Here is a 14517-nt window from a genome sequence, read left to right as displayed (position 1 = left end):
TTAATGCGTGGAATGCGTGGATGCTGACCCGTGGGTCTGCGCATGCCATTCAAACAACTGCATGACGGAATCCGTCAGGCCATCGGGGTCGAACGGCTTGGGCAGGAAGCCCGTTGCACCAGCGGCACGCGCCTGCTCGCGGATCGTGCCGTCTGCCTCGGTGGTCAGCATCAGGATCGGTGTGCCGGCATAGGCCGGCAGCGATCGCAGCGCGCGGATCAGGGTGAGGCCGTCCATTGCAGGCATCACCTGATCGGTAATCACAAGGTGGTGAGGGCCATCGGTCTGCTTGCGCACGACCTCCAGCGCGGCAGCGCCGTCTGCGGCTTCCGTCACGGCAAAGCCGCACTCGCGCAGGCACGCGGCGATCATGCGGCGGATCGAGGTTGAGTCGTCCACCACCAGAATGTGTTTCTCGCTCATTGGCTACTTTCTCCCCCTGGGCGCTTATGGCTTGGCCGGAGCAGCCGCATCTGCACCAACCGCGGCCGCTCCTGTTGCACGTGCTGCTGCATCGGGCAGCGTGTCTTTACCGTCGTTGCGCAAGTCGGCCACCGGCTCGATCCCGCCCGAACGGACGGCTTCAGCGGCCCGTGCGTTGAGCACGACGATGCTGATACGACGGTTGATCGGGTTGAATGCGTTGGTCTTGTCCAACGGCACCGATGCTTCCAGGCCCACCACGCGACTCACTTTCTCGGGCTTCATGCCGCCCGCAATCAGCTCGCGGCGCGACGCATTGGCGCGGTCGGCCGACAGTTCCCAGTTGCTGTAGCCGTTCTGGGTGGCGTATTGCGTGGCGTCGGTGTGGCCCGACAGGCTGATCGGGTTGGGCACATCGTTGAGTGCCGAACCCAGCTCACGCAGGATGGTGCGCATGTACGGCTGCACCTCGGCGCTGGCGTTGGCAAACATCGGGCGGTTCTGCTGGTCGACGATCTGGATGCGCAGTCCTTCGCTGGTCATGTCGATCAACAACTGGTGCTTGAACTGGCTCATCACCGGGTTGGTCTCGACCATCTCGGCAATCTTCTGCTTGAGCTTGTTCAGCGCGGCATCGTCGGACTCGTCGCGAATGTTGCGCTGGCGCTGCACCGTCGGACTTGGGCTCGGATTCGGCTGCGGCATGTTCTGCTTGATCGCCGGGCTGCCGTTCAGGATGCTGGACTGATCGCCCGAACCGGCGCCGCCAAACAGCGCCACCTTCAGCGGCGTGCGGAAATACGTTTCCACCGACGACAGCTCGGCCTTGGTGACCGAGCTGAGCAGCCACATCAGCAGGAAGAACGCCATCATCGCAGTCACGAAGTCGGCGTAGGCGATCTTCCACGCACCACCATGGTGGCCGTGTGCGGCCTTCTTGTTGCGCCGGATGACAATGAAGGTCGGTGTGCTGGACTTGCTCATGGTCCGTTCCCGTCGGTCAGTACTGCGTCGTTAATGGCACGGCTCATTGGCCGCGCTCTTGAAATCGTGGTTCATCGCTAGGCCGTCTTGGCGCCGCGCACGTGGTCTTCCAGCTCGGCAAACGAGGGGCGCTCGGTCGAGAACAGCACCTTGCGGCCGAACTCCACGGCAATCGCCGGGGCGTAACCGTTCATGCTGGCCAGCAGCGTCACCTTGATGCACTGGAATAACTTGGTCGATTCTTCGGCGCGCTGCTCCAGCAGTGAGCCCAGCGGCCCGATGAAGCCGTACGCCAGCAAGATGCCGAGGAAGGTGCCGACCAGCGCCGAGGCGATCAGCTTGCCCAGCTCCGCCGGCGGCAGGCCGACCGAGCCCATGGTGTGCACCACGCCCATCACCGCGGCCACGATGCCGAAGGCCGGCATGGCGTCGCCCACCTTGGTGATGATGCGGGCCGGTTGTTCGGCTTCGTGGTGGTGGGTGTCGATTTCCTGATCCATCAGCGCTTCGATCTGGAATGGATTCAGGTTGCCGCCCACCATCAGGCGCAGGTAGTCGCAGATGAAATCCAGCGCGTGGTGGTCAGCCTGAATGGCGGGGTAGTTGGCAAACAGCGTGCTCTCGTGCGGGGCTTCGATGTCGGCTTCGATCGACATCATCCCCTCACGACGGATCTTGGACAGCACCACATACAGCAGCGCCATCACTTCCATATAGAGCGCCTTGGTGTACTTCGAGCCCTTGAACAAGCCCGGAATGGCCTTGACCGTGGCGTTGATGGCCTTCTTGTCGTTGCCGACCACAAAGGCGCCAATGCCGGCACCGAAGATGATCAGCAGCTCAGTCGGCTGGAACAGGGGCCCGAGGTGCCCCCCGGCCAGCATGTAGCCGCCGAACACCGAGGCGAGAATCACGATGTAACCGATGGCGACTAACACTGGGCGAACTCCTGAATTGGCGATCCTGCGATCAATACAAGGGGGAATAACGGCATCGCCCCGGTTTACTGAAGGCTTGGCGCCGGGTTTTGCTGCAAGGACGGGCGCTTGAGGACAACTGAAAATCGTTGTGCCGCGCCCCTCTTCACCAAGAACGGCATCAAAACGGGCGGCTTGAGCGTCATGCCGCTCCGGAAAGACCCGAAAAACGAGGCAAATCAAGCCGAATGAAAGAAAAAAGGGACGGAAATTGCTTTCCGTCCCTTCCTTCACGCGCGGCGGCAAAAAAAATGCCGGTCAGCTGCTTGCGCGGCGACCGGCCTACCCCCTTCCCCTTCTGTCCTGTCTGAGCCCCTGTGCTGTTCCTGCTCTGTGTTCTGTGCTCTGTACTGTCTTGTTATGTGCCGAACTGGCCGGCTATTGTTGTTGTGTTCCCGTATTTCCCGTCATTCCCCAGCAGGCATTCCCGTGCGTCCCGTGTCCCGCGTTCCCGTTTCGTACTGCTCAGGCGTCGATCGTCTTGTCTGCGACCGCATCTACCTGGCCAGCCACGCGCTTTTTCTTGCCTGCGCGTGAAGGCGGCTGGCATACGCCGCACACAAAACCATGGTGCAGGTCTTCTGCGTGGGCCACAAAGTGGCCCGTGCAGCGCGTGCACTTCACGGTGTGCAGCATCTTCCCCTCGAAGAACTTCAGCATCATCCACGCACGGGTGATGGAAAGCACTTCTTCCTGCTCGTGAACGTGAATGTGTTCCTGGTACAGCTTGTAGGCCGAGATCAGGCGGCGCACACCCGTGCTGCGGCTGTTCTCACCCAGAAAACGGTAAATGTTCAGGAAGATCGACGAGTGGATGTTCGGCGACCACGTCAGGAACCAGTCTGCCGAGAAGGGCAGCATGCCCTTGGGCGGCGATTCCCCGCGAATTTCCTTGTACAGCTTGACCAGACGCTCACGGCTGAGCGTGGTTTCCTGTTCCAGCAACTGCAGACGCGCACCAAGCGAAATCAATTCCGCTGCAAGGTGGATCTGCTCAACTTCATTCATGACGCTGGTATGACGCATGGCACTGCTCCCGCTTTGCTTCTGCTACCCATCCGAATCACGCTAAACCCGACGGAAAATCCGCCGCAAAAGGCTTAGCTGATCTGTTCAACCGCCTGACGCGCCAGCAGGATCGACATTTGCGATTGCTGCAGGCCCTTGTCACGGTGCGGCTGGGTCACCAGACCCAGGATGGCGTGATCGTCGAAGCGGAAGCGGCACAGCATCATGTTCGTGCTGGCCAGCTTGACGATCTGCGCGGGCGACATCGTCAACAGGATGTCTGCCAATTCTTCAGAGATGCCGAGGCGGAAAAGTGCGGCATCACGATCCTTGGCCAGCATCTGCTGGGCAAGCATCAAATAGGTGAGATTCAGCTCGCTGATCTCGGAAACAATGTCTTGCGTGTCCATGTATGTCCCGTCGTGTGCAGTAAAAGTACAACCTGCATCCGATCCCGCATGGTGCTGCCCGGTGGCGCTGTTGTGTTTCACGCCTACCCTCGCCGGGCGGTCACCAATCCCCACAGATCGGATGTTCCTGGCAGTCGGTACCGTCACCGGCACTTCCCGCCTCCTTCTTACTCACGTCGCAAAGACATGGCGAAGTTGTTTTCTGTTGAACACATTGTGGTTTGGCGACCGGGGTAAGTAAAGAAGGGGAGACCCCCACCTTGGAGGGGTGAGGTAAGCCATTTTCTTGTAGGCCAATTTCCTACAAAACTGTTAATAAATGTTGTAAACACGGCCCTTGCCGACACAACGAGCCTGGGTAGACCGTGCGCTAAAGCGGTCGTTTGACACGGTTTTACCCTAATCTTTGCCTGAAAAAAGCAATATTATTGCCTAAAGAAGACCAGATTCGACAAAGAAGGCGTCGCACTTCTGCCACTGTGAGCATCGGATGCCGGGTTAACGGTTTGTAGGACACTTCTTACCCCGTCCTACAGGTCGTGTAGGACAGTTCCGACTGCTTTTTGACTGGTTTTGTAGGAGCACTCCTACAGTCGAATGGCGATTTTGTAGGACACCTCCTACCAAAATGTATCTCTATTCAATACGTGTCTTATAAAGAGATACAAAATTGACCGCCTCGACAGGCTTGTCAGGGTCGGGAAGGAAGGCAACAGCACTTGTCCTACACGGCCGCACAGGAAAGTGCAGCATGGTCGACCGCCCGTGAGGGAACCATCGGAATTCCCGCGATTGCGCGTGGGCGCTGTCGTAGGACAGCCCCGCGCGTACAACCGTGTTCAGGAGTGTTGCAGCGCGGTCCAACGGGCCAGCAATACGGTGCCCGTGGCGGATTCAGTGATGACGAGTGACTGCCCGTCGGGTGCCAGCGCGACATTGGTGGTGGTGCGCCCCCGGCACGACGCGATGCGCACCAGCGGCTCGCCATGCGGGGAGAGCGCGAAGACTGCGCCCAGCGAGGCATGGGCGACGAACACGTTGCCAGCAGTGTCCATCGCCATGCCGTCGGGGCCGCTGGTGCCATAAAACTGCGCAAAGCGGCCAACCTTGCTGGTACTGCCGTCGGCCAGCAGCGGCAGGCGCCAGACAGCGTTGTCGCGTGTCATGGCAACGAACAGCGCAGATTCGTCCGGCGTGAGTACCAGCCCATTCGGGCTCGGTCCGTTGGAGAGCAGGCAATCGAGCTGGCCATCGGTGCGCAGGCGGTACACGCGGCCGGTCGGGTCGTGCAGGCCGGTCTGGCCTTGATCGGTGAAATAGACATCGCCGTTGCGGGCGACGATCAGGTCGTTCGGGCCTTTGAAGCGCTCGCTGTTGCGGCGCGTCAGGAAGGGGCTGACCACGCCCGTAGCCGGATCGAGTGACAGCACTCCATTCTTATAATCAGCAATCAGCAGCGTGCCGTCATGGCGCATCGCCAGGCCGTTCGGTTCACCATCGTATTCGGCCACCACAGTCCAATCGCCCTGCGGCGAGACCCGCAGGATGCGGCCATGCGGAATGTCGACCAGCCAGAGGTTGCCGTGCGCATCCCAGCACGGGCCTTCCAGAAAGCAATCGACCGGCGCCCCGCCCTTGTTTGCGCGCGACCATTCGGTCGGCACAGGGCGGCGCAGCGCGGCAGGCATTTCGGCATAGACCGTGGTCTCGACTGTCGGCCAATTGAAGTACGTCATGGCGCGGGTACCGCGTCAGCGCCGGATTCGGGCAGATGACGTGTGGCAGCACCGGTATAGCGGTACGGCAACTGACGCGGCATCGGGCCTTTGTTGCGCTCGCCGCGGCCGCTCTGCTCCCACGCGTGCGCGAGGATGCCGACTGCGCGCGACAAGCAGAACACGCCGCGCGCCAATGGCGCCGCAAACCCCAGCTCCGCGTAGATGACGGCGGTGGCGCCATCGATGTTCATCGGGATCGGCTTGCCCTTGCGCGCGGAGAGCAGCGCCTCGATGGCGCGGCCGATGGCGGCGTAGCGACCGCCTACCGCTGCATCCTGCGCAGCCGCGTCCACCAGTGCCAGCAAGCGCCCTGCGCGCGGGTCAACCGGATGAAAGCGATGCCCAAAGCCCGGCAGGTACTTGCCATGCGCGGCGATGAAGGCATCGACGCCTGCCGCCGTTGCCGCCTCCAGCGACGCACCATCAAACATGCGCGCTTCGATGTCGTGGAACAACTCCACCGCCTGCTGCCCCGCCCCGCCATGCACGTCATCCAACGCATTGAGCGCTGAGGCCATTGCACCGTTGAGCGGCAGGCCGCAGCTCGTCGCCATCTTGGCAATCGCAATGGAGGGGGCGTGCGGGCCGTGGTCAACCGAGGCCACCAGCGCGGCTTCCAGCAACGCCGCCTGGCGCTTGCTCGGCAGCTCGCCGCGCAGCATCAGCCAGATCATCTCGGCAAAGCCGATGTGGCCGATCAGCTCCTGGATCGGGTAGCCGCGCACGTGGATGCGGCCGGGTTCAATGTCGATGATGTCGGTGCGCCAGTAATCGGCAGCGAGGGCGGCAGCATCAAGAGGAGGCGTTGTTGTCATGGTCAGATGGCGCCTTCAGCGCGCAGCACTTCGATTTGGTCGGGGCGGTAACCGAGCTTGGCGAGCCAATCGTCGGTGTGTGCAGAGAGTGCCGGTGCGGGTGTCTGCGGGCATGGGTCTTCGCCCGATAGGCGAAAACCCGCACGCGTGACGTGCTGCCCGGCTTCCGGGAATGAGGTGACGAAGCCCCTGCCCGTCACCTGTTCATGCGCGAGCACGCCAGGCACGTCGAGCACCAACCCGGCGGGAACACCGGCGTCGATCAGCAGCGGTTCCCATTCGGCGGCGGGGCGCTCGGCCAGCGCCGCTTCCAACGCATCGTTGAGCGCCTGACGATGTTCCTTGCGTGCGTGGCGCTCGGCAAAGCGCGAGTCCGTGACCAGGCCGGGCTGGCCAATCACGCGGCACAGCGCGGCAAACTGCTTGTCTTCGTTAGCGGCAATGTTGATGAGCCCATCGCCCGTGCGGAACGTGCCGGACGGCGCAGCGGTGAAGTTCTGGTTGCCCATCGGGCGCGGGCTCACGCCGGCGTTCAGGTAGTTCGACACCACCCAGCCCATGGTGGCCAGCGTCGACTCCAGCATCGACACATCCACCATGCAGCCCGCACCCGTGCGTTGCGCGCCGAGCAGGCAGGCCGTGACGGCCAGCGCCGCCGTGATGCCGCCCACCGTATCGCTGATCGGATAGCCAACACGCAGTGGTGCCGATTCGTCGTCGCCCGTGACGCTCATCACGCCGGAGATGCCCTGGATGATCTGGTCATACGCGGGCCTTCCGCTCAGCGGGCCATCCTTGCCGAAGCCGGAGATGGCGCAGTAGACCAAGCGCGGGTTGACTTCACGCAGCACGTCGTAGCCAAGCTCCAGGCGGTCCATCACGCCGGGGCGGTAGTTCTCGATCAGCGCATCCGCCTGCGCCACCAGCTTGAGCAGAATCGCCCGCCCTTCCGGGTGCTTCAGGTTGACGGTGACGGACTGCTTGCCCGCATTGACGGCGACGAACGAGGCGCCCATTTTGCGGCGCGCCTGTTCCGGGTCGGCACCCAAGCGGCGGGCGAGATCGCCATTGCCGGGCACCTCGACCTTGATGACTTCCGCACCGAGCAAGCCCAACTGATAGCCGCAGAACGGCCCGGCCAGCACGTTCGACAAGTCGAGCACGCGCAAACCTGCGAGAGGCAAAGCCATGAAAACAACTCCTACAACTGCAGCGGCTCCGCCCCTCGCCCCTCTCACCCATTCAGGAGATGTTGGGCGTATTGGCGGAACCTAGGTTTTTTGAATGAGCTGAGCGGCGAGGCGCAACGGCGCGGGGTCGCCACCCAGCGTGGAAGTGATTTGCGCGGCGTGTTCCAGCACCGGGCCGCGCCACGATTGCAGCAACGTGCCGTCGATGCGCGAAGCCGGGCCGGCGAGGCACAGCGCCCCGCGCAGCGCCTGCTGCGCACCGAACACCGGCACGGAAATGCCGACCGTTTCCCGATCGCGCTCGCCAATCGACACGTAGTAGTAGTCGCGCCGGATCGCGTCGTACGTGGCGCCCTGCATGCCCGAGAACGCGCACAGCACGCGCCCGCCCGAGCCGCGCTCCAGTGGCAGCACATCGCCTTCGCGCACGTGATCACGGATCGAGTGGTTCGAATCCACGCGGTGCAGGCACACACGCACGTCGCGTTCGCGGATGTAGAGCGACACCGCCTCACCCGTCGCCTCTGCCAGCGCACGCATGTGCGGCAGCACCACGTCGCTCAGGCGCATGCTGCGCTGGTAGAGCGCGCCCAGCATCAGCGGTGCGGCGCCGATCTGGTAGCGGCCGTCTTCCAGACGGAACAGCATGCGGTGCTGGATGAGCGAGCCCGCCAGCCGCAGGATCGTGCTCTTGTAGAGCCCAGTGCGCGCGGCCAGCTCGGCCAGCGTGAGCGCGTAATCGCCCTGGCGGAACGCGAACAGGATCGAGAACGCACGGTCCAGCGCAGCCACACCCGACTGCCCCGGCGCGGCAGCGTCGCCCTCATTGGCAACGGGCAACGTGGTCTCGCGCTGGGCTGTTGAGGCGATTTGGCGTTCTGCAGTCATGACGATTGGGGGAAGGCGGCTCACTTGACCGTCTTCAAGGCTTGGTCGACGAAGCGGTTAGTGTACGTTTTACTCAGATCGATCTTGGCATTGCGGATCTTTTCGTCGTAGCTGGAGAGCACCGTCAGGGCCACCTTGGCATCCGTATCGGTCATCAGACCGTCCTTGGAGAAGATCGGCTTGGAGTGGCGCAGCGCATCCACAAACACGTCGCGGCCGCCCACCTGCTGCTCCTTGGGCATCTTGTCGGCAATGGCCTCGGGCGTGCTGGCGTCGATCCACCTGAGGGTGCGGATGAAGGCATTCACCAAGCGCTGCACGGTTTCTGGGTTCTTGGTCATGAAGTCGCGCGTGACGTACAGCGTGGCGGTCGGGTAGCGGCCACCGAACACGGCGTTCGAGCCCGCATCGGTGCGCGTATCGACCAGGAACTTGGCCGCGCGACGCTTCTCCAGCAGGCTCGCCACCGGGTCGAAGTTGACCAGCGCGTCGATCTCCTTGCGATCGAGCGCCACCATGCCCGGCGCGCCCGACCCCACGGCGATGTACGACACGTCGCTCACCTGCAGGCCGTTCTTGATGGCGTAGTAGCGCGCAAACAAGTCGGTGGACGAACCCGGTGCGGTGATGCCGATCTTCTTGCCCTTCAGATCCTTGCCGCTCTTGATGTCGAGATCGGGCCGCACCGCCAGCACGATGCCCGGCGTGATGTTGAGCAGCGCCACCGACACGATGTCCTTGCCCTGCGCCTGGATGTGGATGGTGTGGTCATAGAAGCCCACCACCGCATCGGTCGAGCCGGCAATCAGCGCCTGCAGCGCCTTGCTGCCGCCGGCCTGGAAGTTCTCCACCTTGACGTTCAGGCCCTCCTTCTGGAAGTTGCCCAGCGACTGGGTGAGCGGCACCGGCATGTAGTTCAGGATCATCGAGCCGACCGACAGGCTCACGTCTTTCTTTTCCGGCTCGGCTGCGCTGGCGGTCGTCATTGCGCCAATGGCGACGGCACACAGCAGGGTCGAAATCCATCGTTTCATGGTTGTCTCCGTGATGTTGTATCGGGTCAGGCACCGGCTTCCGGGTCCGCCTTCGGGCGCCACACCAGCAACTTGCCTTCGAGCGCATCGACACTGCGGTCCAGCGCAATCACGAAAGCCGACAGCACGACGATCCCCGAGAACACACCAGTGGCATCGAACACGCCTTCGGCCTGCGCAATCAGATGACCCAGGCCGGCGGACGAACCCAGGTACTCGGCCACGATCGCGCCCATCACCGCCATGCCGACGGAGGCGCGCAGGCTGGAGAGAATCCAGCTCGTGGCGGACGGCACATACACGTGGCGCAGCAGGCTGAGGCGGCTGGCCTTGAGCAGACGCGCATTGGCGAGGATCACGGGGTTCACCTCGCGCACACCCTGGTACGTATTGAAGAAGGTGATGAACAGCACCATCGTCGCGCCAAGCGCCACCTTGGAGGTCAGCCCCAGCCCGAACCACATCACGAAGATGGGCGCGAGCAGGATACGCGGGATGGCATTGACGATCTTGATGAACGGGTCCAGCACCTCGGCGGCCAGCTTGGACAGCCCGAGCCACAGCCCCAGGCTGATCCCCATCAGCGTGCCGATGCCGAACGAGAGAATCGTCTCAGCCAGCGTGATGGCCAGATGCGTGTAGATATCGCCGCCCGTGAACCACTCCCAGACGCGCGCGACGATGGACGACGGCATCGAGAAGTAGAACGGATCAATCACGCCCGCGCGGCCGAAGCCCTCCCACGAGCCGAACAGCACCACCACCACGGCCAGCTGGAACAGGCGGATCTTGGTCTTGTGCGCAAGGCCGGGGCGCGGCGTGCCCATGGTTGGCACGGCGTTAGTGCTGGACGGCATGGCTCTTCTCCACTTCGGTGCCGAGGATCGACCAGATCTCGCGATACAGGCGGATGAACGCGTCGGACATGTTGATTTCAGACACGTTGCGCGGGCGCGGCAGCGTGATTTCCACATCGCCGACCGGGCGGCTGGCGGGGCCGGCAGACATCACCACCACGCGATCGGCCAGGGCGATGGCCTCTTCCAGGTCATGCGTAATGAACAGCAGCGACTTGCGGTCTTCCTGCCACAGGCGCAGCAGCTCGCTCTGCATGAGGTGGCGCGTGTGCACATCCAGCGCGGAGAACGGCTCGTCCATCAGCACGATCTTGGGCGAGAGGATCAGCGTCTGCGCCATGCTGATGCGCTTCTTCTGGCCGCCAGAGAGCTGGTGCGGATAGCGCGACTCGAAGCCTGCCAAGCCCACCTTCTTCATCCACGGGCGAGCGCGTTCGCGTGCCTCATCCACCGGCATGCCCTGGAACACCAGGCCCAGCGCGACGTTGTCCAGCGCCGTCTTCCAGGGCAGCAGCGAGTCCTGCTGCATCATGAAACCGGCATTGCCATTGAGCCCGGTCAGCGGCTCGCCAAACACGTTGACGGTGCCGCCGGCCGGCTTAAGCAGCCCCGTCACAGCATTGAGCAGCGTGCTCTTGCCGCAGCCGGTCGGGCCCACCACCGCCACGAACTCGCCTTCACCGATCGACAGATCGACGCCCTGCACGGCCGTGAAGCTACCAAACCGCACCGACACCTGATTGAGCTGAACGGCAGGCAAGCCAGCGTGCAGCCGACCGCTGGCGGCCTGGGAAGAGGAAAGCATGGGCGTCTCCTTGAGCGCGTCGATCATCGCGCGTTCTGTTTAATAGAATATAGTTCTATTTTATATAGCAACCAAAGCCTAGGTAAGCCGCGTAAACCCGCAAAACGGATGCCGCTCACTGTGACTCCTCACATAGCCGCACGGAATTCCCTCAATTATGTTCCTTATGAAAGAACATAGTTCTGTCTAATGGAATTTATGAACTATCCAGGCGACGGGAAATATTTGCCAGCCAACCCTAAAGTTTTCCGTCCACCTCCCGTTCAAGGGCGTACTGACCAGCGAGATGGCAATGCAACTCTCTTCCCCCTCCGTTTCCAGCACTGCGGGCACCGGCGCCACGGGCGGCGGAAGCAGTCCGGCCACAGAAATCGAACGCCTGCAGCGCCAGCTCAAGAACCTGCAGAAGTCGATGGCGGATTTGCCCAACCAAGGGCTGCCCCCCGACCAAGCCAAAGAGCAGGCCCAACTCCTCAGTCAGCAGATCCAGATCGTGCAGGCGCAGATCGCGCGCCTGCAGGCCCAGAAGGGTCTGGAGCAGGCCGAAACCCAACTCGAGAACCGTCACAGCGAATCGAGTTCCAGCAAGACCGAGGTCGCGGCCAAGGCACGGACGACAGACAAGGTCACCGGTTCGTCGTCATTGACCGATGCCCGGCTGCAAGCGCAGAAAGCCGCCCAGGCAAGCCACCCAGCCAGCGCTGAAGCCATCGAACCGGCGGAACCGCCCCTGGTATCGGTCAAGGTCTGACCGACGGCATTTCGGCGGCGGCCCTGTTTTGATGGCGCACCCGCCGATCTCCACATCGCGCATCCGCCACACCCTCCCAATGAGGGGAGGCCGGCGTGCATCGGCAACAGCGACAATCGCCGCGCTGCCGCGATAGGTGCGGTATCGAGAACCCGCATGACCGCCGCCAGCGACGCCCTCCCTCCCACTCACCCGTCAGACCCGAACGCGCCAGCCGACCCGCAGCAGGTGCGCATGCCGTCCCGCAACTTCTTCGCCCGCCACTGGCGCGGTGACTACAGCCTCGTCCGTTCGTATTGGTTGCATACCGCGCTGATGCAATTCGGTGTGATGGCGCTGAGTGCCGGCGTCACACACGCCCTGGCACACAATGCGCCGGCACGCGCGGCCTCGTCGGCGCTGCTGGTGATCTACGTGCTGGGTGTGGTGCTGTGGGTCTGGGCGGTGGTCGGCACGTGGCGTTCGGCCGAGCGCGAACAGGCACGCAACCGGCAAGCGGGAATGACGAGCCTGTGGCCGTTCGTTGCCAAACTGATGATCGCGCTGGGTGCCATTGGCACAAGCTCGCGCGTGATCAATGACGTGCCGCGCCTGGAGGCGCACCTGCGCACCGCGCTCGGCGAGCAAGCCGCATCGCCCTTTACCGTGGTCCCGCAACGTGACGGCCGCGCGGTGCTCTTCACCGGCGGGATGAACGATGGCGCAGCCGATGCGTTGGAAGCTGCGCTGCGCCGCGCGCCCAACGCCACCGCCGTCGTGCTGCGCTCCGAAGGCGGCTGGCTGCGCGAAGGCGCACTGGTGGCCGACGTCATCCGCCGCCACCATCTGCGCACCTATGTGGAACGCGCCTGTGCCTCAGCCTGCACGATCGCCTTCCTGGCGAGCGAAGACCGTGCCGCCGCGCCCAACGCGCGCATCGGCTTCCATCGCCCGCGCGCCGTCGGCGCCAGCCATGACCAGACGCCCGGTGCCACCGACAGCGAGCTGTGGCGTGCCTATACCGCCGCCGGCCTGCCCGACGCGTTCATTCGCCGCGTGCAGGACACGCCCTTTGACCACATGTGGTTCCCCACCGCGCAGGAGCTGCTGGACAACCATATCGTCACGCGCGTTTCGCCCGGCGGGGAATACGCCACGATGGCCACCCAACTCACCACGCGCGATGCGCTGGCCGCCGAGCTGCGCAGCGTTGCGCTCTATGCGGCGCTGGAACGCAAATACCCCGCCCACTTCAGCCGCCTGCTCGACACCGTATGGCAGGCCCTGCAGCGCAATGCCGGCGATGCCGAGGTCATGGCGCTGCTGCATACGCAGTCGGCCAAGCTGTATCGCGCGCTCATCCCGACCGCGCCGGACGTGCTGCTGTTTGCCAACGCGCAACTGACCATTGAGGAAGCCCAGGCACTGCAACGCCTGAGCCCCGAAGCCTGCGTCGCTTACCTGGACGGCACGGCCGATGCCGGCGCTGCGGCCGCACGCTTGCCGCGCGCATTGATCACGCGCGAGCAAACCCTGTTCTCCGATCTGGTACAGGCAGCAGACCCGGAACACGTGCCCGTCGTCACCCGTGCGCAGGCCCTGCCAGCGCTGCAGCTGGCCGTAGCAGCCCTGCCGCTGCAGGAGCAACGCGTGCTGACCTTGCCCACGCTGCGGCACACAACACCGCCCGCCGAGCGTTGCCAGGCATTGATCGCTTTCGCGCATTCCATCCTGGCCCTGCCGGAAGCCGAACGTGCACTCGCGTTGCGTGGCATGTACGCACGCGCGTCTGCCCCAGACATGTAACGCTCTCTGCCCGTCGCGCAGCCATCGTCCAGATCACCGGCCGCCGGTGCGTGGGGGGGGCGGCGCTGCCGGCATGACTAGGACGCACGCAGCGCGGCAAGCGACGCCCGCTGACGGCCCTGTCCGTCAAAGTTGTCGGGCAGCAGCCACTGCTCGAATGCCGCACGCAACGGGGGCCAATCGGCATCGATGATGGAAAACCACGCGGTATCGCGGCTGCGGCCCTTGTAGACCACCGCCTGCCGGAAGATACCCTCGAACTCGAAACCCAGCCGCAGCGCGGCCTGCCGGGAAGGCGCATTCAGCGTGTCGCACTTCCACTCGTAACGGCGGTAGCCAAGCTCGTCGAACACGTGCTTCATCAGCAGAAACTGCGCCTCGGTGGAAGCCGGCGTGCGCTGCAGCAAGGGCGAGAACGTGACGGCACCCACCTCCACCACGCCGTGGTCCGGTGTGATGCGCATCAGCGCCAGCGTGCCGACCGCGCGATCGGTGCGCGCGTCAATCACCGCGTACTGCAGCGGATCACGCTTTGCGGCGATGCGCTCGATATAGGCGCGAAACACACCGGCATCGGCAAACGGACCCTCCATCAGATAGGTCCAATCGCGGCCGTCCTGCGCGTGGCCAAACGCCTCGAACAACGCGTCGGCATGGCGCGCTGCATCCAGTGGTTCCAGCCGGCAGTAGCGTCCGGCCAACGGCACATGCGGCGGCAACGGCCGCGGGCTCCAGTCCGGCAAAGCGTTGCCGATAGGCTGTTGGTAGGGATTGAGCGTGGTGGCAGTCATACGAAACCTGGGGTTCGGACA

General features: G+C 63.6%; 15 protein-coding genes. 2 read left to right on the top strand and 13 right to left on the bottom strand.

Going from position 1 to position 14517, the window contains the following annotated elements:
• The 12 genes from R2N11_RS13355 to R2N11_RS13300 form a co-directional block, all read right to left on the bottom strand.
• Positions 1-423, bottom strand: coding sequence for a response regulator (locus tag R2N11_RS13355; protein WP_199033052.1), 423 nt, complete (start codon positions 421-423; stop codon positions 1-3).
• Between the two features lie 24 nt (positions 424-447).
• Complete coding sequence (gene motB / locus R2N11_RS13350; RefSeq protein WP_316681375.1) at positions 448-1407, bottom strand: flagellar motor protein MotB; 960 nt, start codon at positions 1405-1407, stop codon at positions 448-450.
• A gap of 77 nt (positions 1408-1484) precedes the next feature.
• Positions 1485-2345: a flagellar motor stator protein MotA gene (gene motA / locus R2N11_RS13345; protein WP_124380605.1), complete on the bottom strand. Its 861-nt coding sequence runs from the start codon at positions 2343-2345 to the stop codon at positions 1485-1487.
• 504 nt (positions 2346-2849) lie between these two features.
• Entirely contained in the window at positions 2850-3410 is a 561-nt protein-coding gene (gene flhC, locus R2N11_RS13340) for a flagellar transcriptional regulator FlhC (protein WP_199033164.1), read from the bottom strand.
• A 74-nt stretch (positions 3411-3484) separates the two neighbouring features.
• On the bottom strand, positions 3485-3802 hold the full coding sequence (gene flhD, locus R2N11_RS13335) for a flagellar transcriptional regulator FlhD (protein WP_004627783.1): 318 nt from the start codon (positions 3800-3802) through the stop codon (positions 3485-3487).
• Positions 3803-4641: 839 nt separating this feature from the next.
• On the bottom strand, positions 4642-5538 hold the full coding sequence (locus R2N11_RS13330) for an SMP-30/gluconolactonase/LRE family protein (RefSeq protein WP_316681373.1): 897 nt from the start codon (positions 5536-5538) through the stop codon (positions 4642-4644).
• The gene (locus tag R2N11_RS13325; protein WP_199032109.1) at positions 5535-6395 is read right to left on the bottom strand and encodes a citryl-CoA lyase; all 861 of its coding nucleotides are present in this window, start codon (positions 6393-6395) and stop codon (positions 5535-5537) included. Before R2N11_RS13325 ends, R2N11_RS13330 begins: the two co-directional genes overlap by 4 nt.
• Positions 6396-6397: 2 nt before the next feature.
• A complete protein-coding gene (locus R2N11_RS13320) occupies positions 6398-7585 on the bottom strand; it encodes a CaiB/BaiF CoA transferase family protein (protein WP_316681372.1) in 1188 nt (395 codons plus the stop codon).
• Between the two features lie 81 nt (positions 7586-7666).
• Positions 7667-8473, bottom strand: a complete 807-nt coding sequence (locus R2N11_RS13315) for an IclR family transcriptional regulator (protein WP_199032111.1) — start codon at positions 8471-8473, stop codon at positions 7667-7669.
• 20 nt (positions 8474-8493) lie between these two features.
• On the bottom strand, positions 8494-9507 hold the full coding sequence (locus R2N11_RS13310) for an ABC transporter substrate-binding protein (protein ID WP_316681371.1): 1014 nt from the start codon (positions 9505-9507) through the stop codon (positions 8494-8496).
• A 26-nt stretch (positions 9508-9533) separates the two neighbouring features.
• Positions 9534-10364, bottom strand: coding sequence for an ABC transporter permease (locus R2N11_RS13305; RefSeq protein WP_430715442.1), 831 nt, complete (start codon positions 10362-10364; stop codon positions 9534-9536).
• A complete protein-coding gene (locus R2N11_RS13300; protein ID WP_316681370.1) occupies positions 10348-11169 on the bottom strand; it encodes an ABC transporter ATP-binding protein in 822 nt (273 codons plus the stop codon). The genes R2N11_RS13305 and R2N11_RS13300 overlap by 17 nt, the downstream gene beginning before the upstream one ends.
• 292 nt (positions 11170-11461) lie before the next feature.
• Between R2N11_RS13300 and R2N11_RS13295 the strand changes: the two genes are divergently transcribed.
• Positions 11462-11920: a FlxA-like family protein gene (locus R2N11_RS13295; protein ID WP_199032113.1), complete on the top strand. Its 459-nt coding sequence runs from the start codon at positions 11462-11464 to the stop codon at positions 11918-11920.
• Between the two features lie 156 nt (positions 11921-12076).
• Positions 12077-13705 (top strand): COG3904 family protein, encoded by a 1629-nt coding sequence (locus R2N11_RS13290; protein WP_316681369.1) that lies wholly within the window; start codon positions 12077-12079, stop codon positions 13703-13705.
• Positions 13706-13782: 77 nt separating this feature from the next.
• On the opposite strand, the gene R2N11_RS13285 is transcribed toward R2N11_RS13290, so the two are convergent.
• The gene (locus tag R2N11_RS13285; protein WP_199032115.1) at positions 13783-14496 is read right to left on the bottom strand and encodes a GNAT family N-acetyltransferase; all 714 of its coding nucleotides are present in this window, start codon (positions 14494-14496) and stop codon (positions 13783-13785) included.
• Positions 14497-14517: the final 21 nt, after the last annotated feature.

The sequence above is a fragment of the Ralstonia flaminis genome, from assembly GCF_958415495.1.
In the GTDB taxonomy this organism is placed as follows: domain Bacteria; phylum Pseudomonadota; class Gammaproteobacteria; order Burkholderiales; family Burkholderiaceae; genus Ralstonia; species Ralstonia flaminis.
This window is presented reverse-complemented; position numbering and strand designations above follow the sequence as displayed.